This is a genomic window from Xanthomonas sp. SS (assembly GCF_014236835.1).
Lineage (GTDB): Bacteria > Pseudomonadota > Gammaproteobacteria > Xanthomonadales > Xanthomonadaceae > Xanthomonas_A.
Map to the genome: position 1 here is coordinate 658,466 of NZ_CP051190.1, position 21,703 is coordinate 680,168.

Consider the following 21,703-nt stretch of genomic DNA (forward strand, 5'->3'; position numbering starts at 1 on the left):
ATCCCGAATCCCGGCCTTCCACAGCCGAATGGCTGGTCATCCCGAATTCCCCAATCGGTTAAACTGCGGCCCCTCCGCCACCCGGCGCCGGCGCTTTCCTGCGCGGCCGCAGTCGGCGGGATCGCCAGAGTCTTGCAATGTCTTCGTCCTCCACCCCGGCGTCGGTCCGGGGCCGCGAACTGCGCACCACCGCGCAGCTCGCCCTGCCGCTGGTCCTGGGGCATATCTCCGCCGGCCTGATCAGCTTCGTCGACAACGTGATCGCCGGGCACCACGGCACCCGCACGCTGGCCTCGGTGACGGTCGGCACCGCGCTGCTGTGGCTGCCGATGATGATTCCGATCGGCACCCTGATCGCGTTGACCGCGTCGGTGTCGCAGCTCGACGGCGGCAAGCGCCACGCGCAGATCGGGCCGATGTTCCGCCAGGCGCTGTGGTTGTCGCTGGGCCTGGGCGTGCTGATGTTCGCGTTCCTGAGCGTGATGCCGATGGCGCTGCCGCAACTGGGCATCGCCGCGGAAATCGTGCCCGGCGCGCGCGATTTCCTGCACGCGATCCGCTGGGGCGTGCCGGCGATGGTGCTGTACTTCTGCATGCGTTATCTCAGCGAGGGCATGCACTGGACGCTGCCGACGATGCTGCTCGGTTTCGGCGGGCTGCTGGTGCTGGCGCCGCTGGGCTATGTGCTGACCTTCGGCCTGTTCGGGCTGCGCGAGCGCGGCGCCGGCGGGCTGGGCATCGCCTCGGCGATCATGATGTGGCTGCAGGCGCTGTGTTTCGCCATCTACCTGGCGCGCTCCAGGCGCTTCGCGCCGCTGCGCCTGTTCGCGACCTTCGAGGCGCCGGACCTGCGCGCGATCGGCGGGTTGCTGAAGACCGGGCTGCCGATCGGCATCACCATCCTGATGGAGGGCGGGCTGTTCATCGTCACCGCGCTGCTGATCGCGCGGCTGGGCGAAGTGCCGGCGGCTGCGCACCAGATCGCGATCAACGTGGCGCAGCTGTGCTTCATGGTGCCGATGGGCGTGGCCGAGGCGACCACGGTGCGGGTGGGGCGCGCCGCCGGCGGCGGCGATGCAGTCGGCGTGCGCGGCGCGGCCTGGGCCGGCTATACGATCGTGCTCGGCACCCAGGCGCTGTCGGCGCTGGTGCTGCTGTTCGGCCACGACGCCATCGTCGGCGTCTACACCCGCGACATCGCGGTGGCCGGGCTGGCCTCCACGCTGCTGCTGTACGCGGCCGCGTTCCAGTTCCCCGACGGGGTGCAGGTGCTGTCGGCCGGCGCGCTGCGCGGGCTCAAGGACACCCGCGTGCCGATGCTGCTCGCGCTGTGCTCCTACTGGGGCCTGGGCATGCCGCTCGGCGCCGGGCTCGGCCTGTGGCTGGGCTGGGGACCGCAGGGCATGTGGATCGGGCTGATCCTGGGCCTGACCGCGGCCGCGGTGATGATGGCCGCGCGCTTCCGGCTCAGCAGCGGGCGCCTGCTCGCCGCCGCGGCTGCCTGACCCCCTGACTTCAGGCGCATGTGCGGCGCCGGCACAGCCGGTATGCTGCACGCGCGCAAGACGCTTTCCTTCCGGAGTTTTCCATGAACCAACCCGTGCGTCGCAGCCCCATCGCCAGCTTCTTCGTCGGCCTATGGGATGTGATGAACTTTACCCGTCGGCTGATCCTGAACCTGGTGTTCTTCGGCTTCCTGCTGCTGCTCCTGCTGGCGATCGTGTTCGCGATGGCGCGCGGGGATGGCGCCAAGACGCTGCGCGACCGCACCACGCTGCTGATCGCGCCGGAAGGCACCCTGGTCGAGCAGTTCAGCGCCGATCCGGTCAGCCGTGCGCTGACCAAGGCGATGGGCGACAAGGGCGCCGAGGAGATCCAGCTGCGCGACCTGATCCGCGCGCTGGAAGCGGCCAAGACCGATCCGAAGATCGAGCGCGTGGCGCTGCGCCTGGACAAGCTGCAGCCGAGCGGCTTCGCCTCGATGCGCGAGGTGTCCGCGGCGCTGCAGGACCTGCGCGCCTCCGGCAAGCAAGTCGTGGCCTACAGCGACAGCCTGAGCCAGGCGCAGTACCTGCTGGCCGCGCAGGCCAACGAGGTCTACCTGGACCCGATGGGTTCGGTGGTGCTGGAAGGCCTGGGCCGCTACCGCCAGTACTTCCGCGAAGGCCTGCAGGACAAGCTCGGCGTGGACGTGCACCTGTTCAAGGTCGGCGAGTTCAAGTCCGCGGCCGAGCCGTACGTGCTCGATGCGGCGTCGCCAGCGTCGAAGGAAGCCGATCTGTTCTGGATGAACGACGTGTGGCAGCGCTACGTGGCCGACATCGCCAAGGCGCGCAAGCTGGCGCCCGAGCAGATCTCCGCCGGCATCGACACGATGCCCGAGGGCATCGCCGCGGCCGGCGGCGACATGGCCAAGTTCGCGCTGCAGCAGAAGCTGGTGGATGGCCTGAAGACCCGCGAGGAAGTCGAGGAACTGCTGACCAAGCGCGGCGTCGCCGACGACGATGCCGACACCGGCTTCCGCAACGTCAATCTGGATGCCTACCTGCAGCAGCTGGATTTGCGCCGTTCGCCGGTGGATTCGCGGCCGCAGGTGGCGGTGGTGGTCGCTGCGGGCGAGATCAGCGGCGGCGAGCAGCCGGCCGGGCGCATCGGCGGCGAGTCGACCGCGGCGCTGCTGCGCGACGCGCGCGACGACGATGCGGTCAAGGCGGTGGTGCTGCGCGTGGATTCGCCGGGCGGCGAAGTGTTCGCCTCCGAGCAGATCCGCCGTGAGGTGGTGGCGCTGAAGGCGGCCGGCAAGCCGGTGGTGGTGTCGATGGGCGACCTGGCCGCATCCGGCGGTTACTGGATCAGCATGAACGCCGATCGCATCTACGCCGACCCGTCGACGATCACCGGCTCGATCGGCATCTTCGGCATGATCCCGAACCTGACCCGCAGTCTGGACAAGATCGGCGTGCATACCGACGGCGTCGGCACCACCCGTTTCGCCGGTGCGTTCGACGTCACCCGGCCGATGGATCCGGTGGTGGGGCAGGTGATCCAGTCGGTGATCAACAAGGGCTATGCCGACTTCACCGGCAAGGTCGCGCAGGCGCGCAACAAGCCGGTCGAGGCGATCGACCAGGTCGCGCGCGGCCGCGTGTGGAGCGGTGCGCAGGCCAAGGAACGCGGCCTGGTGGACGCGTTCGGCGGCTTCAAGGATGCGGTGGCCGATGCCGCCGCGCGGGCCAAGCTGGGCGATCGCGACAAGTACCGCGTGCGTTACATCGAGAAGCCGGCCACGCCGTTCGCGCAGTTCGTCAACGGTTTCGCCGGCAGCCGCATGGGCGCGTGGATGCTGGGCGATTCGGCACTGGCGCACGCCATGCTGGCGCGCAGCATGCCGGAGCTGGATACCCAGCTGCGCTTCGTGCAGGACGCGACCGACAAGCGCGACGGCACGCCGGTCAAGGCGCTGGCCTACTGCTTCTGCGGTTTCTGATGCAGGCCTGATGCAGGCGCGTCCGCCACTGGCGGGCGCGCTGCAAGCAACGACGAACGCCGGCCGATGCCGGCGTTTTTTATTTCCCGGTGGCGGCGTCGATCGCGGCGTTCTGCGCAGCCGCGGCCTGCTCGGTGCCGGCCGCCGCCTGCTTGGCGCGGTCCAGCGGCTGCGCGATCGCCGTGCGCAGCGCGCCGGCTTGCGGTTCGGGCGGTTTGTCCGGCGGTTTCGGCGGTGCCGGTTTGCAGGCGGCCAGCGCAGCCAGCAGCGAGAGTGCCAACGTCATCAAGCGCAGTGAACCCGTCATGGCAGCGACCTCGTTGAGCGTGGGCGTTATCCTACGCCCACCCCGGTGCAGACAGGCAAGGCGATGCAGCAACGTTGGCGGCTGGACGGACAGACCGCATTGATCACCGGCGCCAGCGCCGGCATCGGCCTGGCGATCGCGCGCGAGCTGCTCGGCTTCGGCGCCGAGCTGATGCTGGTGGCGCGCGACATCGATGCGCTGGAAGCGGCGCGCGACGAACTGGCCGATGTCTATCCAGAGCGGCGCATCCTGGCGTTGGCCGCGGACGTGGCCGACGACGAGGACCGGCGCGAGATCCTGGACTGGGTCGAGGACCACGCCGACGGCCTGCATCTGCTGATCAACAACGCCGGCGGCAACGTCAGCAAGGCCGCGGTGGACTACACCGAGGACGAGTGGCGCGGCATCTTCGAGACCAATCTGTTTTCGGCGTTCGAGCTGTCGCGCTATGCGCATCCGTTGCTGGCGCAGCACGCGTCCGCGGCGATCGTCAACGTCGGCAGCGTGTCCGGGCTGACCCACGTGCGCAGCGGCGCGCCCTACGGCATGACCAAGGCCGCGCTGCACCAGCTGACCCGCAACCTGGCCGCCGAATGGGCCGAGGACGGGATCCGGGTCAATGCGGTGGCGCCCTGGTACATCCGCACCCGCCGCACCTCCGGGCCGTTGTCGGATCCGGACTACTACGAGCAGGTGATCGAGCGTACGCCGATGCGCCGGATCGGCGAGCCGGAGGAAGTGGCGGCCGCGGTCGGCTTCCTGTGCCTGCCGGCGGCCAGCTACATCACCGGCGAATGCATCGCGGTGGATGGCGGGTTTCTGCGTTACGGGTTCTAACGCGCCGGTAGACTGCGAGCGCCGGTCAAACCTGTAGGAGCGGCTTCAGCCGCGACAGGCATTGTCAGCAAGGCGTCGCGGCTGAAGCCGCTCTTACAAGGCAGCGTAAGATCGAACATCCGCGGCGCATGCCCTAATCCGGCGCGCCGCAGCTGCTCGCCTGCAGCAGTTGCTGGCGACGCAGGAATTCCTGGCGCAACTGCTCGGCGTGTTCGGAGGTGGCGAAACGCCAGTGCGTCTCGGCTTCGGCCACATAGCTTTGCCAGGCCTCGCAGGCGCCGGCTTCGGGCAGCGCCTCGCAGCGGTCGCGCAGCACTTCGCAGGCGCTGCCGCCGGTCCTGTCGGGGCTGCCGTCCAGGCCCATGGTGCGCAACGGCACGCAGCGCGGCGTCGGCTCGGCGGTTTCGCCGATGTAGCGTTGCTGCTCGTAGGTGGTGCAGGCATACAGCGTGGGCGGCGGCAGGCGCGGCGGGGTTTCTGCCGGCGCTTGCGGCGGCGCTGGATCCGGCGTGGCGGCGACAGCGGCCGGTGCGGGGGCCGGCGGTATCGGCGCGGCGGCTGCAGCTGGCGCGGCCGCCGGCACCTGCGCGCGGCCGACGCCCTGCATGAGCTTCTTTTCCTGGCGCATGCCCTTGGGGCACGGCTGGTTCTGCACGGTCAGATTGTCGTGCGCATCGGTGCATCGATACAACACCACTTGTTCGGCCTGCGCGGCGCCGGCGCAGGCCAGAAGCGCGGCGAGGCAGGCGCCACCCCGCATCAGCTGCTGCCGCAGTCGCGGTCGAGCCGTGCGTCGATGCCGCGTTGTTCGGTTTCCAGCGCGCGGCGCTCGCTCTGCAGGGCGCTGTTGTAGCGGCGGATCAGTTCCCAGCGGCGGTCGGTCAGGCGTGCGCACACTTCCTGCGGCGGCAACGCATTGCAGGTGTCGCGGATCATGGTGCTGCCGGCCGGCACCACCACGCCGACGCCGGGATACACCGGCGGCGGGCGCGGGCGGCCGCCATTGCCGCCGCCATGACCGTGGCGATAGCCGTCGCCGTAGCCGCCGGTATAGCCGATGGTCCACAGCGGCACCCAGCGTGGATTGCCTTCGTTGTCGTCGCTGGTATAGCGCTGGCCTTCGCTGGTGACGCATTCGTACATCGGCTGCGGCGGTTGCACGGTGACGATGCGGATCTCGCGCTGCGGCAGCGGCGCCGGCGCTGCCGCAGCGCGCGCCGGATCGGTGCTGAGCGTGGTGGTCGGGCGCGGCGGCGGATCGCGCGGGCGTTGCATGTCCAGCACCTGCTGCTGGCGCGCGTTCTCGCAGGGCGCGTTCTGCAGGCTGACCGCGCCGTTGCTGCCGATGCAGCGGTAGATGCGCACCGACCCCTGCCCGCCATCGCTGCTGGTGGTCCGCGTGCTTTGCGCCCAGGCGGCGCCGGCCAACGGCAACAGCGCGGTCAGGAGCAGGGCGGGGCGGGCGAGGCTGGGCATGCGCGCATCTTGCGCGCCTTCGCCGGCCAGGGAAAGTGAAGGGCGGGCGGGGATCGGCGACGCGCTCAGGCGCGCAGGATCTCGCCGCTGACGGCGTCGCGGATCGGGGTGGGCTGGGCTAGGCCGCCGGTCTCGCCGCCGACCACGCCGTCGAGCGCAGCCAGCAAGTGCGGATCGAGTTCGGCGCGCTGCCGCGCCGGCGGCTCGCCGCCGCGGTTGGCGCTGGTCGAGACCAGCGCGCCGCCCCAGGCGCGGCACAGCGCGGCCACCTGCGGATGCGCGCTGATCCGCACCGCGATGCTGCGGTGCGCGCCGGTGACCCAGGGCGGCGCCTGCGCCGCGGCCGGCAGCACCCAAGTATGCGCCCCGGGCCAGCTGGCCAGCACCGCGGCCAGGCGCTCCGGCGGCAGCGCCGCCAGGTCCAGCAGCGGGCGCAGCGGCTCCAGTTCGGCGGCGACCACGATCAGGCCTTTCTCCACCGGGCGCTGCTTGATCTGCAGCAGGCGCGTCACCGCGGCCTGGTCGTACGGATCGCAGCCCAGGCCCCAGACCGCTTCGGTCGGGTAGGCGATGACACCGCCCTGGTGCAGGACGGCGACGGCTTGGCTGAGCGATAGATCGGTCATGCGTGGATGATGCGGCAGGCTGTTGTTGGGGGGCAACGGTTGGGGGCCGGGATGACCAGCCGTTCGGCTGTGGAAAGCGGGGATTGGGGATTCGGGATTGGCAAGAGCGACGTGCGCTTTGCTGCCGGTTCGGCGTTCGATTGCTGTCGGGCGGCGTGGGCGGTGCACAGGCTGCGGCGGCTACGGTTGTTTCAGTCTCTGTGGCGCTATTTGCGGAGAGACCGGCGGAGCTCGATTGCAACTGGCGCGATCGGATCGCTTGGCGCGATGGATGGCCATTGCGGCCATCCGGCGCCGCTCCTGCGGATGTCGCATCCGCAGGAGCGTTGGTGGTGGATCAGGCGGGCTTGGCCACGGCCTTCTTGACCACTTTCTTGGCCGCCTTCTTTGCGGTCTTCTTCGCGGCCTTCTTCGCGGCCTTCTTGACCGCCTTCTTCGCCGCGGGCTTGGCCGGGGCGTCGGCCGCGGCCTTCTTGGCTGCGCTCTTCTTCGGCGCCGCTTCCTTCTTCGCCGCGGCCTTCTTCGCGCCGAAGCCGCGGCGTGCCGGCTTGCCGGTCTCTTCCAGCAGCTTCTGCACTTCTTCCAGGGTCAGCGTGGCCGGCTCGCGGTCCTTGGGGATCTTGCCGTTGAGCTTGCCGTCGCTGATGTACGGGCCGAAGCGGCCGTTGAGCACCTGGATGTCGCTGCCTTCGTATTCCTTGATGATGCGGTTGCGCGCGATCTCTTCCTTCTCTTCGATCAGGAACACCGCGCGCGCCAGGTCGATGGTGTACGGATCGTCTTCCTTCTTCAGCGAGGCATAGACGCTGCCGCGCTTGGCGAACGGCCCGAAGCGGCCGATGCCGACGCTGACGTCCTCGCCCTTGTCCTCGCCCAGCGCGCGCGGCATCAGGAACAGCTCCAGCGCGTCTTCCAGGGTGATGGTGTGCATGCTCTGGCCCGGCCGCAGCGAGGCGAACTTGGGCTTGTCCTCGGCGTCCTCGGCGGTGCTGCCGATCGCCGCGTACGGCCCGAACCGGCCCAGGCGCACGCTGACCGGCTTGCCGGTCTTGGGGTCGGTGCCGAGTTCGCGCGCGCCGGTGGCCTCGGAGCGGTCCACCGATTCCTTCTTCTCCTCGACCAGTTCCTTGAACGGGCCCCAGAACTTCTCCATCAGCGGCCGCCATTCCTCCTCGCCGCGCGACACCGCGTCCAGCTCGTCCTCGAGCTTGGCGGTGAAGTCGTAGTCGACGTAGCGGGTGAAGTGGCCGGACAGGAACTTGCTGACCGCGCGACCGACGTCGGAGGGGCGGAAACGGCGCGCGTCCAGCTCCACGTACTTGCGGAACAGCAGGGTCTGGATGATCGAGGCATAGGTCGACGGGCGGCCGATGCCGTATTCCTCGAGGGTCTTGACCAGCGAGGCTTCCGAGTAGCGCGGCGGCGGCTCGGTGAAGTGCTGGTCGGCATGGATGCGGTCGAGCGGGATGCGGTCGCCGGGCTTCATCGCCGGCAGCTTGCGGCCCTCGTCCTCGTCCTCTGCGGCCTTCTGGTCCTTGCCTTCTTCGTACACGGCCAAAAAGCCCGGGTCGATCACCGTGGTGCCGCTGGCGCGGAAGCTGTGCTCGTTGCCCGCAGCCAGTTCCACGGTGACGGTGTTCATCGTCGCCGGCACCATCTGGCAGGCCACCGCGCGCTTCCAGATCAGCTCGTACAGGCGGCGGCCGTCGTCGTCCAGGTACTTGGCCATCTGCGTCGGCGTACGCAGCGCGGCGGTCGGGCGGATCGCCTCGTGCGCTTCCTGCGCGTTCTTGGACTTAGTCTGGTACATGTTCGGCTTGTCCGGCAGCGCGCCGGTGCCGAAGTCGCGCGCGATCACGTCGCGGATCTCGGCCAGCGCGTCCTGCGACAGGTTCACCGAGTCGGTACGCATGTAGCTGATCAGGCCGACCGTGCCCTCGTCGCCCAGGGTCACGCCTTCGTACAGCTTCTGCGCCACGCGCATGGTGCGGCTGGTGGTGAAGCCGAGCTTGCGCGAGGCTTCCTGCTGCAGCGTGGAGGTGGTGAACGGCGGCGCCGGGCGGCGCTTGCGCTCCTTGCTGGCCACGTCGGTGACGTGCAGCGCGCCCTGCGCGGCCTTCTGCAGGCGCATCCGCGCCGCTTCGGCGGTGTCGCCATCGGTGATGGTGAACTGCTCGAACTTCTGCCCGTCGAGCTTGACCAGCTTGGCCGCGAACGGCTGCGAGGGGTGCAGGCAGTCGGCGCCGATGCTCCAGTATTCGCGGGCGACGAAGGCTTCGATCTCTTCCTCGCGCTCGACGATCATGCGCAGCGCCGGCGACTGCACGCGGCCGGCGGACAGGCCGCGCTGCACCTTGCGCCACAGCACCGGCGACAGGTTGAAGCCGACCAGGTAGTCCAGCGCGCGCCGCGCCTGCTGCGCATCGACCAGGTCCACGGCGATCTGCCGCGGGTTGGCCATCGCTTCCTTGATCGCGCGCGGGGTGATTTCGGTGAACACCACCCGGTGCAGCGGCTTGTCCTTGAGCAGCCCGCGCTCTTTGAGGATCTCCGCGATGTGCCAGCTGATCGCCTCGCCCTCGCGATCGGGGTCGGTCGCCAGATAGATGTCTTCGGCGACCTTGGCGGCCTTGGCGATGGCCTCGACGTGCTTCTCGTTCTTCTCGATCAGCGCGTAGCGCATCGCGAAGCCGTCGTCCGGATCCACCGCGCCCTCTTTCGGGATCAGGTCGCGCACGTGCCCATACGAGGCCAGGACGTGGAAGTCCTTGCCGAGGTATTTGTTGATCGTCTTGGCCTTGGCGGGCGATTCGACGATGAGCAGGTGCTTGGACATGATGGGGTGGGCTTCGAATGGGCGGGGCGGGCGCCCTGGGGGCGGTAGGGTGGCGCAATTGCTCCGGTTAGTGAAGCGTTGCGGTGGTTCAGAGCGGCCGACGCCCGGGGCAGGTACCCCGGGCGTTCAGCTGCGTCTCTTTTTATTAGTGGACATGTCCGGCGGCGGCTGTCAAGCGCGGCCGTCCGGCCAGGTCTCCGGCATGGGGCTGCGCCGGCTTCCGTCGTCGGGCCCCGGTTCCAGGCCCCGAGTCCCGGCGGTCAGTGCCAGCCGCTGCTGGCGGCCAGGCCGATCGCCAGGATCACCAGCAGCACGATCCCGACCATCAGCACGCCGAACAGCGACAGGATCACCACGGTGACCGTGCCCAGTTTGTGCTGCTGCCACTCCGGGTGGTCGGTGTAGGCCCATTTGTCCACCACCAGGGTGTCGCAGATCATGTCGTGCAGGGCCTGCTTGCGCTCGGTGAAGGCGGCCATCAGGAAGCCGATGAAGATGGTCAGGCTGCTCAGCAGGAAGCCGAAATAGCGGCCGATGCCGCGGCCGACGCTGATCCGGCTGCCGTCGGTGCGCACCACCTTGATGCCGACCGCCATCTTGCCCAGCGTGGCCTGCTTGGTCGAGGCATGGAACAGGCCGAAGTACAGCGCCGACATGCCCAGCGGCACCAGGTACACCAGCACCAGCATGACGATGCCGCCGGGCGTGCTGAAGTCGGGGCTGCCGCCCAGGCTGCTGAAGCCGAAGAAGCCCAGCATCAGCACCAGCTGGATCAGCTGCGAGACGATGCCGACCAGCATGCCGTCGATCAGATAGGCGGCGGTGCGTTTCCAGAAGCCGGCCTGCACCACCTCGCCGCCGGCGACGAAGCGCGGTTCCTCGCCGAGCGTGGCGGCGGGCGCGGCATAGGGCGAATGCGTTGCGGCGTCGGATTCCGGCGCGGCCCAGGCCGCGGGCAATGCCTGCGCGGGCGGCGCCGGCGCCGCCTCGACGGCGTCGTTCGGCGCGATCGCCGCCGGCGCCTGGGTCAGGCCCAGTTCGTCGACGAAGTCGGCCAGCGGATGCCATTCGCTGAGGCCGTCGCGCCACACCAGCGTGGTCAGGCCGACGTCGCCGCGCTGGAAGCGCTGCTGCAGGTCGTCGGCGGGCATCGGTCCATGACGCTGCTGCGCGGCGTCGGCGTAGTACCACTCACTCATTCCTGTTCCCCAGGGTTGCGATCGAAAAATCCGTTTCCGCTCAACCGCCGCGGCAATGCGCGGGCAGGTAGCGGTCGTCCAGCTCGGAACTGCATTTCCAGGCCGAAGCCCGCTCATCGTAGTCCAGCCACAGCGCCTTGCCATCCAGCTTGGCATCCCCGGGCGCGAGCAGGGTGGCTTCCAGGCCGCAATGGCCGTTGTCGAAACGGCCGATCCGCACCTGCGCGACGAATTCGCTGGCGTAGCTGGCTGCGGTGCCGAAGCCGGGGTCGCCGTTGACCGGGCAGCGCCCCTGCTGCATGGCGAAGCCGGAGATCTTGGACTTCAGCGGGGTGACGCTGCCGATCGCCAGCGTGGCCTTGGTGCGCAGCGTGTAGTCCTGATACGCGGGCAAGGCGATGGCGGCGAGAATCCCGATCATCGCCAGCAGCACCGCGCCGCCCACGACCGCGACGATCGCGCCGATGCCGCAGCCGGACAGGCCGTTGCGCGGAGCCGCGGCGGGCATGGTCGGGGTTGCGCTCGCCGCTGCTGGCAGCGGGGGCGGCGGCGGCGGGGCTGTCGCTGACAGGCCGAGTTCGTCGGCGAGCGCGTGCAGCGGCCGCCACTCCGGCATGCCTTCGCGCCAGACCAGGGTGTTGCGCTCCAGCAATCCGTCGCGCAGGCGTTCCAGCAACGTGGCGGTGCTCAGCGGGCCATGCCGCTGGCGTGCCGCGTCGGCGTAGTACCAGGCGCTCAGGGCCGGTTCCTCGTGCATCCGTGCATGGCCCGTCAGTGCCTCAGTGCACCGGCTCCGGCTCGTCGACGAACATCTGCGTTTCCATCCACGCGTAGGCCGCCTCGGCGCCGGGCTGGTTGAACAGCACCATCAGCACCACCCATTTCAGGTCGTCCAGGTCCAGTTCGTCCTGGTCCAGCGCCATCGCCCGGTCCAGCACCAGCTCGCGCTGGTCGCTGTCGAGGATGCCGTGCTGTTCCAGGAACAGCAGGAAGCCGCGGCATTCCACGTCGAGCTTGTCCAGCTCCGGGCCGTGGTAGATGCGGATCGGACCGTCGATGCGCGGCTGCGGCACGGCCGGCCGCTGGTCGGCCAGGGCATCGAGCCAGTCGAACGCTTTGCTGATTTCGGTGGGGCTGAAGCCAGCCTGGATCAGGCCATTCTGGAGGGAGTCGCGATCGCGGACCGGGTCCGCATCCTCGCTGAAATAGTGTTCGAACAGGTACAGCAGGACATCCAGAATGCTCTCTTTCATTGCCCCTCGGCCTGCGTCGCTAGACGCTGTGGAGGTGAAGAAACTAGGGTTTGCGGGTGTAACGACCTCGTTCGACCGCCACGTAGCCATCCAGTTCCATGGCCAGCAGCATGGAGGAGGCCGCCGCGGCCGTCAATCCGGTGCGGGCGATCACTGAATCCATACAGGTAGGGTCGTGGCCCAGCGCCTGCCACAAGCGCTGGTAGTCGGGATCGGGAAAGGACGGCGTGGCGCCGGGGTCGTCGGCGATCTTCTCAGTGGGGGCGCACAGGCGCCCACGCAAGGCATCGGCCAGTTCCGCGGCCAGCGGCGCGACCCCGGCCAGCACTTCCTCGGCGCTCTCGACCAGCCCGGCGCCGTCGCGGATCAGGCGGTGGCAGCCGCGCGCCAGCGGGTTGTGGATCGAGCCGGGCAGCGCGAACACCTCGCGCCCGGCCTCGGCTGCCAGCCGTGCGGTGATCAGCGCGCCGGAGCGGGTGGCGGCCTCGATCACCAGGGTGGCCAGAGTCAGCCCGGCGATGATCCGGTTGCGGGCGGGGAAGTGACTGGGCCGCGCCGGGGTGCCGGGCGGATGCTCGCTGACCACCGCGCCGCGCGCGGCGATGCGCTCGCGCAGGGCGGCATGCTGGCGCGGGTAGGCCAGGTCCGCGCCGGTGCCGACCACCGCCACGGTCAGCCCGTCCTGGCGCGACAGCGCCGCCGCATGCGCGGCGGCATCGACCCCGGCGGCCATGCCGCTGGTCACCGCCAGCCCGGACGTGGCCAGCGCCAGGGCGAAGCGATACGCATTGTCGCGGCCGCCCGCGCTGGGCGCGCGGCTGCCGACCACCGCCACCGCCGGATGCCACAGCGCCGCCGGGTCGCCTTCCAGGTACAGCGCCAGCGGTGGGTTGGGGCTGCGCAGCAGCAGCGCCGGGTAGTCGGGATCGTGGCAGCCGAGCAGGTGCCGGCGCGGCTGCGCCAGCCAGGCCAGCGCGGCGTCCATTGCGGCGCGGTCGGGCTGCCGCAGTGCCGCGCTCTGCGCCGGATCCAGCCCCGCCGCCTGCCACGCGGCCGCGCCGGCGGCCAGCGCGGCGGCAGGACTGCCGTGTCGCTCGAGCAGGCGCCTGCGTGGGGCGCTGGCGCCGCCGGCCAGCGACAGCGCCAGCAATGCGGGGTCGGGGGTGGAAAGTGTGTGGTCGGGTAGGGCGGACATGGGCCCCAGGCTAGGCCGCAAACGCAGACGGCGCCCTCGGGCGCCGTCTGTTGCGGATGTAGGACTTGCCCGCGTGTGCGGGTCAGCGCGCGTCCGGGTGCTTCACGTCGTAGCCGATCCGGGTCGGCTTGACGCCGTCCATCACCAGCGCGTAGCTGACCTTGTCGAAGGTGCGGAACACCATCGCGTGCGCGGCGTATTCGTCGGGCAAGGCCACCGAGCCGCGGCCGCCGGTGAAGCCGTCGTCGGCGCGCGAGGTGTTCGGGCGATGCACGCGGTCGTTGACCCGGGTGCCGTGACGCCACAGCGACACCACGGTGCCGTTGTCGATGCCCTCGCGGCTGCCGCCGGAGATCGCGATCACGTCGCGCGGACCGGCGGCGCTGAACGCGTCGGCCACCGCCAGCACCCGCAGCCCGGCCTCGAGCGCCTGCGCCGAGGGCGGATGCGGCACGAACTGCAGGTCGTAGGGCTGCGCCTGGACCGCGATCAGGCGGTCGCCGGCGCGCACTTCGCGGGCGCTGTCCTGCAGCAGCAGGGTGGTAGCCTGGCTGTCGTCGGCGGAAACGCGGGTGACGGTGCCGATATTGACCTGGGCCAGTTCATAGCCCAGCGTTTCGCGGCGCTTGTTGTCCGGCGCCACGAAGGTCTGCCACAGGTTGCCGGTGCCCGGGGTGCTGCGGCCCTCGTTGTTCAGGTCGTCGCTGAGCCTGGGCAGTTCGTAGCGCACGGTCGGCCGCACCACCGCGTAGCGCTGCCCGACCTGCGCCTCACTGAGACCGGTCGCGTAGACCACCTGGCCGATGGTGGCGCGCAGCCGGTTGTCCTCGAAGCCCACCACGTAGGGCAGCTCGTCGATGCTGTCGGCCACGCGCAGGTTCTTCAGGAACGGCTCGACGTCGGACAGCGGGATCGCGTCGATCGGCGCGTCCTGGCGCGGACCCTGCTTGACCGTGGCGCGGGCCACGCGGTCCAGGTAGGCCAGGCTGAGCACGTCGCCGGGATAGATCAGATGCGGGTTCTGCACCTGCGGGTTGGCCTGCCAGATTTCCGGCCACAGCCACGGCTTGCCGAGGAAACGCCCGGCGATGTCCCACAGCGTGTCGCCCTTGCGCACCACGTAGGTGTCAGGGTGTTCGGCAGCCATGCTCGCGGAAGCGGCATAGGTCGCCACGGTAAGCATCGCCACGGCGACGACCGTACGGAGTCGATTGAACATGAGTGCGGAGCCTGATTCCCCAACAGGTCCGCGCACTATAGTCCAGAACCCTGGGCGCGGCGCAAGCGTTGCCGCCAGAACGGGGTAGAATTGTCATGTCTTGCCGAATTATCCGGCGCCCCCAACTGGGTACCGCTATGGCCCTGCTTCCCATCCTCGAATTCCCCGATCCCCGCCTGCGCACCAAGGCGGTGCCGGTCGACCCTGCCGAAGTGACCGCGCCGGCGTTCCAGCGCCTGCTCGACGACATGTTCGAAACCATGTACGAAGCCCCCGGCATCGGCCTGGCCGCGAGCCAGGTGGACGTGCACAAGCGCTTCATGGTCATCGACGTCAGCGAGGAGAAGAACGCCCCGCAGGTGTTCATCAACCCGCAGATCGTGCAGCGCGACGGCGAGCAGGTGTACCAGGAAGGCTGCCTGTCGGTGCCCGGCATCTATGCCGACGTGACCCGCGCCGACGCCATCGTCGTGCGCTACCTGGACCGCCACGGCCAGCCGCAGGAACTGTCCGCCGACGGCGTGCTGGCGGTCTGCGTGCAGCACGAGATGGACCACCTGGACGGCAAGCTGTTCGTCGACTACCTCTCCCCGCTCAAGCGCGAGATGGTGCGCAAGAAGCTGGCCAAGGCGCGCAAGCACGTGGCTTGAAGGCCGGGATTCGGGATTCGGGAGTGGGGATTCGTCAGAGCGAATCGGGTCCCTTCCGGTCGCCGAGTCCTGCCGTTGCGAATCCCTAATCCCCACTCCCGAATCCCCGCCCAATGAAAATCGTCTTCGCCGGTACGCCGGACTTCGCCGTGCCGTCGTTGCGCGCGGCCGCGCAGCGCCATGAAGTGGTCGCGGTCTACACCCAGCCGGACCGGCCCGCCGGGCGCGGCCGCGGGCTGACGCCGTCGCCGGTGAAGCTGGAGGCGGTCGCGCGTGGCATCCCGGTGCTGCAGCCTGACACCCTACGCTCGCCGGAAGCGCTGCAGAGCCTGCGCGCATTGCAGCCGGACCTGATGGTGGTGGTGGCCTACGGCCTGATCCTGCCCAAGGCGGTGTTGGCGATCCCGACCCATGGCTGCTGGAACGTGCACGCCTCGCTGCTGCCGCGCTGGCGCGGCGCCGCGCCGATCCAGCGCGCGATCGAGGCCGGCGACAGCGAGACCGGGGTGTGCCTGATGCAGATGGAAGCGGGCCTGGACACCGGCCCGGTGCTGATGTCGCAGCGCACCCCGATCGGCGACAGCGAGACCGGCGGGCAGCTGCACGACCGGCTGGCCGTGCTCGGCGCGCAGGTGCTGGCCGACGGCCTGGGCCTGCTGCGCGCCGGCATCCGCCCGGTGTCGCAGCCGCAGCCGGACGCCGGCGTCACCTACGCGCACAAGCTGGACAAGGCGCAGGCGCGGCTGGACTGGCAGCAGCCGGCGGCGCAGCTGGCGCTGCGGGTGCGCGCGTTCAATCCGTGGCCGATCACCGAAGCGGTGCTGGCCGGCGAGCGCGTGCGCATCCATGGCGCGGTGGCGCTGGAGCTGGCGCATGCGCAGCCGCCGGGCACGGTGCTGGCCGCCTCCAAGCAAGGCATCGACATCGCCTGCGGCCAGGGCGCGTTGCGCCTGCGCGTGCTGCAGCGCGAAGGCGGCAAGGCGATCACCGCCGCCGACTACCTCAACGCCCGGCGCGACCTGCCGGTGCTGGCCTGAACCGGCGCGACCGCCCATGACGCAGACGCCTGCCGCGCCGCCTGCCGCCGCGCCGTCGCCGGGCGTCGCGCCGCGCGTCGCCGCCGCCCGCGTGCTGAGCGCGGTGATCGACCGCGGCCGTTCGCTGAAGGCCGAACTGGCCACCGCGCTGCCGGCGCTGCCCGATCCGCGCGACCGCGCCCTGGTCGAGGCGATCTGCTTCGCGGTGCTGCGCCGGCGCCCGGCCTACGAGGCGGCGTTGCGGCTGTGGCTGCAGAAGCAGCTGCCGCAGCGCGACGCCGAACTGCGCGCGCTGCTGATGGCCGGCTTCGCCCAGCTCGACGTGCTCGGCCTGGCGCCGCACGCGGCGCTGTCGGCGACGGTGGAAGCGGCGCGCGCGCTGGACCGGCCGCGCCAGGCCGGCATGGTCAACGCCCTGCTGCGCCGCGCGCTGCGCGACGGGTTGCCGGCGGTGGCCGCCGATGCCGGCTGGCCGCTGTGGCTGCGCGATGCACTGCACGCCGACTGGCCGCAACAGGCCGAGGCGATCTTCGCCGCCAGCCAGCAGGCGGCGCCGCTGTGGCTGCGGGTGAACCGCCAGCGCAGCACGCGCGACGCCTATCTGCAGCGGCTGGCCGACGCCGGCATCGGTGCCCAGGCGGTGCCGGACCTGGCCGATGCGATCCGCCTGGCCGAGTCGGTGGCGATGAGCGCCTTGCCCGGCTTTGCCGAGGGCTGGGTATCGGTGCAGGACGGCTCGGCGCAGCAGGTCGCCGACGTGCTGGCGCCGGCGCCGGGCGCGCGCGTGCTCGATGCCTGCGCCGCGCCTGGCGGCAAGTCCGCGCACCTGCTCGAACGCGATCCGACGCTGCGCCTGACCGCGCTGGACGTGGACGCGCGGCGCCTGGCGCGGGTGCGCGACACCTTCGAACGCACCGGTGCCGGCGCGCAGGCGCTGCTGCAGGCGGCCGATGCGGCGCAGCCGGACAGCTGGTGGGACGGCGAGGCGTTCGATGCGGTGCTGCTCGACGCGCCGTGCTCGGCCACCGGCATCGTGCGCCGCCAGCCGGATGTGCTGCTGCACCGGCGGCGCGAGGATGTGGTCGCGCTGCAGGCGCTGCAGGCGCGGCTGCTGGACGCTGGCTGGCAGGTGCTGCGGCCGGGCGGGGTGCTGGTCTACGCCACCTGTTCGCTGCTGAAGGACGAGAACGAACGCCAGTTGCAGGCGTTCCTGGCGCGGACCGCCGATGCCGCGGCCGAGGATCCCGGCGCGGCCTGCGGCCACGCGTCCAGCGGCGGCCGCCAGCGCCTGCCCGGCGAGCAGGACCGCGACGGGTTCTTCTATGCGCGGCTGCGCAAGACGGCGTGAACCCACCCCGGTATCATCCTGCCCCATGCTGAAGACCCGCGCGTCCCGAGAATTCTGGTTGCTGGCCCTGCTCGCGCTGCTGGTGCTCGGCGCCGGCCTGGGCCTGCGCGATCCGCACCCGGCCGACGAGCCGCGCTTCGCGCTGGTCGCCAAGCAGATGGTGGACAGCGGCAACTGGCTGTTCCCGCACCGCGGCACCGAGCTGTACTCGGACAAGCCGCCGATGCTGATGTGGCTGCAGGCGTCGTTCTACACCGTGTTCGGCAACTGGCGGGTGGCGTTCCTGCTGCCGTCGCTGCTGGCCGGGCTGGGCACGCTGGCCTGCGTCTACGATCTGGGCCGGCGCCTGTGGACGCGCCGGGTCGGCATGTATGCGGCGTATGCGCTGCTGTTCGCGTTCCACTTCACCTACCAGGCGAAGAAGGCGCAGATCGATCCGCTGGTGGTGTTCTACATCATCCTGGCCAACTACGGCCTGTTGCGCCACCTGCTGCGCGGACCCGACTGGCGGATGTGGGCGCTGGGCTGGTTCGCCGCCGGCCTGGGCACGATCACCAAGGGCGTGGGCGCGCTGGCGCTGCTGATGCTGCTGCCGGCCGCGGCGGCATCGCTGGCGCAGTGGCGCGGGGTCAGGATCGGTGCGCGCAATCCGCGCTTCTGGCTGGGGCCGCTGGCATTCCTGGGCGCGGTGTCGATCTGGCTGGTGCCGATGGTGACCACGGCGCTGTCGGCGCACCAGCCCGAATACCGCGCCTACCTCGACGACATCCTGTTCCGGCAGACCGCCGGGCGCTACGCCAGGTCCTGGGACCACCCGCACGGGCCGTTCTACTTCTTCGGGGTGATGCCGAGCATGTGGCTGCCGCTGCTGCTGGCGCTGCCGTGGGCGATCCCGGCCTGGGCGCGGCGCCTGCGCCGGCGCGATCCGCGCTACCTGCTGCCGCTGGCGTGGTGGGCGCTGATCGTGCTGTTCTTCTCCATTCCCACCGGAAAGCGCGACGTCTACATCCTGCCGGCGCTGCCGATGCTGTGCCTGGCGATGGCGCCGCTGATCCCGGGACTGCTGCGCAAGACCGGGGTCAAGCGGCTGCTGGTGGCGTTCACCGTGGTGCTGACCGTGGCGTTGGGCGGCGTCGGCGCGGCGATCCTGGCCGGGCACGGGTTCCGCGCGCAGATGATGGAGCAGCGCGGCGTCGATCTGCAGACCGTGCAGGCGCTGGCCTGGATCCTGTTGGCGCTCGGCCTGTGGGGCGTGGCCAGCCTGGCGGTGTTCGCGCGGCGGCGTCCGGAACTGGCCATGGTGTCCACGCTGAGCATGCTGTGGGTGCTGGTGGGGCTGCTGGTGTACCCGCTGATCAACACGTCCAGCTCCGCACGCGGGGTGATGGAGGCGGCCGGCCGCCGCATCGGGCCGGACGCGGAACTGGGCCTGGTGGCCTGGAAGGAACAGAACCTGCTGATGGCCGACCGCGCCGCGACCACCTTCGGTTTCGTGGTGCCGTGGGACGAACAGTTGCGCCGCGGCGTGGCTTGGCAGGCGCAGGCGCCGCAGCGGCGTTGGCTGCTGGTGCAGGAGGCGGCGATGCTCGGCTGCATCGATCGCCGCGCCAGCACCCTGGCCGGGGTGTCCAACCGACGCAACTGGTGGCTGGTGCCGGCCGCCGCCGTGCACGGCCGATGCACGGTCACCACCGGCGACCGCGACCGCTTGCGCGAGCAGGACAAGGACCGCTTCGAGTGAGCCGCGGCCGCGCCCGCTCCGGTCTCGACCTCGGCGCCGTGCGGACGGGAGCTGTGGCATGCCGATGCGCCTGATCCGGGTCATCAGCCGCGACAACGGCGGCGGCCTGAGCCGCGACCTGCAGGTGGTCGCCGAGGCGCTGCGCAACAGCGGCCGCTATCGGGTGGAGGTGCTCGGCTTCGGCACCGTGCGCTTCGCCAACCACCTGCGCGAACTGCGCCTGGCCCTGCGCAGCCTGGTGCGCGGCCGCGCCGACCTGCAGATTTTCCTGGAACGGGTCTATCCGCGCTGCCTGGGCGCCGGCCGGCGCAACGTGCTGGTGCCCAATCCCGAGTGGTTCCGCCGCAAGTGGCTGCGCTGGCTGCCGCGTTTCCAGCGGGTCTTGTGCAAGACCTGGCAGGCCGAGCAGCTTTTTTCCGCGCAGGGTCCGGCGACTACCTTCATCGGTTTCTGCAGCGACGACTGCTACCGCCCGGAGGTGCCGCGCGAGCGCGCCTGCCTGCATGTGGCCGGGCGCAGCTCGGCCAAGGGCACCGCGGTGTTGCTGCAGACCTGGGCACGGCACCCGGAATGGCCGCGGCTGACGGTGGTGCAGAGCGCGAAGAAATCGCGCCCGATCGAGGCCGAGAACATCGATTACCTGACCGGTTACCTGGACCAGCATGAGCTGCGCCGGCTGCAGAACGCGCATCGCTTCCACCTGTGCCCGTCCGAGGTCGAGGGCTTCGGCCACTACATCATGGAAGCGTTGAGCGTCGGCGCGGTGGTGATCACCACCAACGGCGCGCCGATGAACGAACTGGTGACTGCCGAGCGCGGTGTACTGATCGAGCCGGTCGGCGAGCGCGAGGACAATTTCGGCGTGCGCTACCGGATCGATGTGGCCGGCATCGAGCGGGCCATGGTGCAGGCGCTGGCCCTGGCGCCGATGCAATGCGATGCGCTGGGCACTGCCGCGCGCACGTTCTTCGAATCGCGCCAGCACGAGTTCGGCGAGCGCCTGCAGGCGGTGGTGGCCGATCTGCTCGGCGATGCGCCGCCGCCGGCCACGTTGGCGCCGGCCGGGACCGGCCGCGTGCAGGTCAGGTCGGGTTAGGGGTCGCGCTTGGATCATCGCCCCCCATCCGTCTTTCCGTCCGTTCTTTCCTAGATGACCGAAGAAGCCACATCGCACCGCGCCGCGACGCCGCTGGCCGCGTTCCCGTCCCATCGCCACACGCTGGCTGAGTGGGGCGCCGCGCTGGGCATGCTGTGCCTGCCGGCGCTGGTGGTCAGCATCCCCGGCGGATTGCTGCCGTTCGGCCTGCTGCTGTTGGCGAGCAGCCTGCTGGCGCTGGACCGCCTGCGCCGTGCCGCCTGCGAGCTGCAGCCTTCGCTGCGCTGGCTGACCGTGCTGGCGCTGCTGGTGATCGGGCTGTCGCTGTTCTCGTTGCTGCACTTCGGCCAGGCGCTGAAGGATATCGACAACCGCACCCGGTTCCTGGTGCTGCCGTGGACCGCGTTGTGGGTCTACGCGCTGCGTCCGCCACGGCAGTTGCTGTGGTGGGGCGCGCTGCTGGGCATCTTCGCCACCCTGGCGCTGGCGATCGCGCAGGTGCTGCAGGGCCAGCCGCGTGCCGAGGGCTGGACCAACGCGATCGTGTTCGCCGACGTGGTGCTGGTGCTGATGATGGTGGCGGTGTTCTGCCGGCCGCATGGGCGCTGGCCGTGGACCATCGTCGCGATCGTCGCCGGCTGCGCGACCATCCTGCTCAGCGGCAGCCGCGGCGTCTGGTTGGGCGTGCTGCTGCTGCTGGTGGCCATCGCATTGTGCGTACGCTGGCGCAGCGGCCGCGCGCGGCTGGTGATCCTGGGCGTGCTCGCCGTGCTGGCGGCGACCCTGGTGCTGAGCGTGCCAGCACTGACCCGGCAGACCCGCCTGGCCGAACTGCATCATGACGTGCAGCGCTACGAGCGCGGCGACAGCGATTCCTCGGCCGGGGCGCGCATCGAACGGCTGCAGGTGGCGGCGGCGACCTTCGTCGAGCATCCGCTGGTCGGAGTCGGCGTGGGCCGCTTCGACAATGCGATGCTGCGCCTGCCCGATTGCCGTAGCAAGACCTGGGTGGAGCGCTGCCATCTGGGCCATGCGCACAACGACCTGGCCGAATGGAGCGCGACCCAGGGCCTGCCCGGCACCGTGCTGATCCTGCTGGTCTACGGCGTGCCGCTATGGCTGCTGCTGCGCCTGTACCGGCGGCGGCCGAATCGCGAGTTTCATGGCCCGGCCGCGGCCGGAATCATGGTGGTGGCCGGCTACATCCTGTGCGGCATGACCCAGTCGATGTTCGCGCATCAGGTCACCACCGGCTTCTACGTATCCCTGGTCGGCGTGCTGATCGGGCTGGCGGCCTGCGATGCGCAGGCGCCGCGGGTGCGCGCCGACGCCGCTGAAGGCGCTGCCGGAAGCCGGTAGACTGCCGATCCCGCACCGCCGAGCGGCGCGGCGCCGA

Annotated in this window: 19 protein-coding genes; 9 read left to right on the forward strand and 10 right to left on the reverse strand. The window is 70.5% G+C overall.

The window, feature by feature from the left end; translation table 11 throughout:
- The first annotated feature begins 137 nt into the window (after positions 1-137).
- Positions 138-1,505: an MATE family efflux transporter gene (locus HEP74_RS02885; RefSeq protein WP_185815109.1), complete on the forward strand. Its 1,368-nt coding sequence runs from the start codon at positions 138-140 to the stop codon at positions 1,503-1,505.
- 83 nt (positions 1,506-1,588) lie between these two features.
- Positions 1,589-3,487: a signal peptide peptidase SppA gene (gene sppA, locus HEP74_RS02890; RefSeq protein WP_185815110.1), complete on the forward strand. Its 1,899-nt coding sequence runs from the start codon at positions 1,589-1,591 to the stop codon at positions 3,485-3,487.
- A gap of 79 nt (positions 3,488-3,566) precedes the next feature.
- On the opposite strand, the gene HEP74_RS02895 is transcribed toward sppA, so the two are convergent.
- Positions 3,567-3,794, reverse strand: coding sequence for a hypothetical protein (locus tag HEP74_RS02895; protein ID WP_185815111.1), 228 nt, complete (start codon positions 3,792-3,794; stop codon positions 3,567-3,569).
- Positions 3,795-3,857: 63 nt separating this feature from the next.
- Here HEP74_RS02895 and HEP74_RS02900 point away from each other — a divergent pair, with 63 nt between their 5' ends.
- A complete protein-coding gene (locus HEP74_RS02900; RefSeq protein WP_185815112.1) occupies positions 3,858-4,631 on the forward strand; it encodes an SDR family oxidoreductase in 774 nt (257 codons plus the stop codon).
- Positions 4,632-4,764: 133 nt separating this feature from the next.
- Here HEP74_RS02900 and HEP74_RS02905 read toward each other — a convergent pair whose 3' ends face one another.
- The 9 genes from HEP74_RS02905 to HEP74_RS02945 all read right to left on the reverse strand — a co-directional run bounded on the left by HEP74_RS02905 (position 4,765) and on the right by HEP74_RS02945 (position 14,435).
- On the reverse strand, positions 4,765-5,325 hold the full coding sequence (locus tag HEP74_RS02905) for a DUF4124 domain-containing protein (RefSeq protein WP_255427863.1): 561 nt from the start codon (positions 5,323-5,325) through the stop codon (positions 4,765-4,767).
- A gap of 65 nt (positions 5,326-5,390) precedes the next feature.
- On the reverse strand, positions 5,391-6,107 hold the full coding sequence (locus HEP74_RS02910; protein ID WP_185815114.1) for a DUF4124 domain-containing protein: 717 nt from the start codon (positions 6,105-6,107) through the stop codon (positions 5,391-5,393).
- Between the two features lie 65 nt (positions 6,108-6,172).
- A complete protein-coding gene (gene tsaC / locus HEP74_RS02915; protein WP_185815115.1) occupies positions 6,173-6,733 on the reverse strand; it encodes an L-threonylcarbamoyladenylate synthase type 1 TsaC in 561 nt (186 codons plus the stop codon).
- A 337-nt stretch (positions 6,734-7,070) separates the two neighbouring features.
- Complete coding sequence (locus HEP74_RS02920) at positions 7,071-9,569, reverse strand: DNA topoisomerase I (protein WP_185815116.1); 2,499 nt, start codon at positions 9,567-9,569, stop codon at positions 7,071-7,073.
- A 260-nt stretch (positions 9,570-9,829) separates the two neighbouring features.
- The gene (locus HEP74_RS02925) at positions 9,830-10,768 is read right to left on the reverse strand and encodes an RDD family protein (protein WP_185815117.1); all 939 of its coding nucleotides are present in this window, start codon (positions 10,766-10,768) and stop codon (positions 9,830-9,832) included.
- Positions 10,769-10,808: 40 nt separating this feature from the next.
- A complete protein-coding gene (locus HEP74_RS02930; RefSeq protein ID WP_524540761.1) occupies positions 10,809-11,525 on the reverse strand; it encodes a GYF domain-containing protein in 717 nt (238 codons plus the stop codon).
- 22 nt (positions 11,526-11,547) lie between these two features.
- The gene (locus HEP74_RS02935) at positions 11,548-12,021 is read right to left on the reverse strand and encodes a DUF494 family protein (RefSeq protein ID WP_003470396.1); all 474 of its coding nucleotides are present in this window, start codon (positions 12,019-12,021) and stop codon (positions 11,548-11,550) included.
- 43 nt (positions 12,022-12,064) lie between these two features.
- Positions 12,065-13,216 carry a DNA-processing protein DprA gene (gene dprA / locus HEP74_RS02940; RefSeq protein ID WP_185815118.1) on the reverse strand — a complete coding sequence of 384 codons (1,152 nt, stop codon included), beginning with the start codon at positions 13,214-13,216 and terminating at the stop codon, positions 12,065-12,067.
- An 82-nt stretch (positions 13,217-13,298) separates the two neighbouring features.
- Positions 13,299-14,435: a LysM peptidoglycan-binding domain-containing protein gene (locus HEP74_RS02945; protein ID WP_185815119.1), complete on the reverse strand. Its 1,137-nt coding sequence runs from the start codon at positions 14,433-14,435 to the stop codon at positions 13,299-13,301.
- A 137-nt stretch (positions 14,436-14,572) separates the two neighbouring features.
- Between HEP74_RS02945 and def the strand changes: the two genes are divergently transcribed.
- The 6 genes from def (at position 14,573) to HEP74_RS02975 (ending at position 21,666) form a co-directional block, all read left to right on the forward strand.
- Entirely contained in the window at positions 14,573-15,085 is a 513-nt protein-coding gene (gene def, locus HEP74_RS02950) for a peptide deformylase (RefSeq protein ID WP_185815120.1), read from the forward strand.
- Positions 15,086-15,198: 113 nt separating this feature from the next.
- Entirely contained in the window at positions 15,199-16,122 is a 924-nt protein-coding gene (fmt, locus tag HEP74_RS02955; RefSeq protein ID WP_185815121.1) for a methionyl-tRNA formyltransferase, read from the forward strand.
- A gap of 16 nt (positions 16,123-16,138) precedes the next feature.
- On the forward strand, positions 16,139-17,470 hold the full coding sequence (gene rsmB, locus HEP74_RS02960; RefSeq protein ID WP_185815122.1) for a 16S rRNA (cytosine(967)-C(5))-methyltransferase RsmB: 1,332 nt from the start codon (positions 16,139-16,141) through the stop codon (positions 17,468-17,470).
- 25 nt (positions 17,471-17,495) lie between these two features.
- Positions 17,496-19,211, forward strand: coding sequence for an ArnT family glycosyltransferase (locus HEP74_RS02965; protein WP_185815123.1), 1,716 nt, complete (start codon positions 17,496-17,498; stop codon positions 19,209-19,211).
- A 58-nt stretch (positions 19,212-19,269) separates the two neighbouring features.
- Entirely contained in the window at positions 19,270-20,307 is a 1,038-nt protein-coding gene (locus tag HEP74_RS02970) for a glycosyltransferase (protein ID WP_185815124.1), read from the forward strand.
- 54 nt (positions 20,308-20,361) lie between these two features.
- A complete protein-coding gene (locus HEP74_RS02975) occupies positions 20,362-21,666 on the forward strand; it encodes an O-antigen ligase family protein (protein ID WP_185815125.1) in 1,305 nt (434 codons plus the stop codon).
- Positions 21,667-21,703 lie beyond the last annotated feature (37 nt).

Coding starts and splice junctions, on each gene's coding strand:
- HEP74_RS02885 (WP_185815109.1), top strand. CDS start 138: ATGTCTTCGTCCTCCACCCCGGCGTCGGTCCGGGGCCGCGAACTGCGC.
- sppA (WP_185815110.1), top strand. CDS start 1,589: ATGAACCAACCCGTGCGTCGCAGCCCCATCGCCAGCTTCTTCGTCGGC.
- HEP74_RS02895 (WP_185815111.1), bottom strand. CDS start 3,794: ATGACGGGTTCACTGCGCTTGATGACGTTGGCACTCTCGCTGCTGGCT.
- HEP74_RS02900 (WP_185815112.1), top strand. CDS start 3,858: ATGCAGCAACGTTGGCGGCTGGACGGACAGACCGCATTGATCACCGGC.
- HEP74_RS02910 (WP_185815114.1), bottom strand. CDS start 6,107: ATGCCCAGCCTCGCCCGCCCCGCCCTGCTCCTGACCGCGCTGTTGCCG.
- tsaC (WP_185815115.1), bottom strand. CDS start 6,733: ATGACCGATCTATCGCTCAGCCAAGCCGTCGCCGTCCTGCACCAGGGC.
- HEP74_RS02920 (WP_185815116.1), bottom strand. CDS start 9,569: ATGTCCAAGCACCTGCTCATCGTCGAATCGCCCGCCAAGGCCAAGACG.
- HEP74_RS02925 (WP_185815117.1), bottom strand. CDS start 10,768: ATGAGTGAGTGGTACTACGCCGACGCCGCGCAGCAGCGTCATGGACCG.
- HEP74_RS02930 (WP_524540761.1), bottom strand. CDS start 11,525: ATGCACGAGGAACCGGCCCTGAGCGCCTGGTACTACGCCGACGCGGCA.
- HEP74_RS02935 (WP_003470396.1), bottom strand. CDS start 12,021: ATGAAAGAGAGCATTCTGGATGTCCTGCTGTACCTGTTCGAACACTAT.
- dprA (WP_185815118.1), bottom strand. CDS start 13,216: ATGTCCGCCCTACCCGACCACACACTTTCCACCCCCGACCCCGCATTG.
- HEP74_RS02945 (WP_185815119.1), bottom strand. CDS start 14,435: ATGTTCAATCGACTCCGTACGGTCGTCGCCGTGGCGATGCTTACCGTG.
- def (WP_185815120.1), top strand. CDS start 14,573: ATGGCCCTGCTTCCCATCCTCGAATTCCCCGATCCCCGCCTGCGCACC.
- fmt (WP_185815121.1), top strand. CDS start 15,199: ATGAAAATCGTCTTCGCCGGTACGCCGGACTTCGCCGTGCCGTCGTTG.
- rsmB (WP_185815122.1), top strand. CDS start 16,139: ATGACGCAGACGCCTGCCGCGCCGCCTGCCGCCGCGCCGTCGCCGGGC.
- HEP74_RS02965 (WP_185815123.1), top strand. CDS start 17,496: ATGCTGAAGACCCGCGCGTCCCGAGAATTCTGGTTGCTGGCCCTGCTC.
- HEP74_RS02970 (WP_185815124.1), top strand. CDS start 19,270: ATGCCGATGCGCCTGATCCGGGTCATCAGCCGCGACAACGGCGGCGGC.
- HEP74_RS02975 (WP_185815125.1), top strand. CDS start 20,362: ATGACCGAAGAAGCCACATCGCACCGCGCCGCGACGCCGCTGGCCGCG.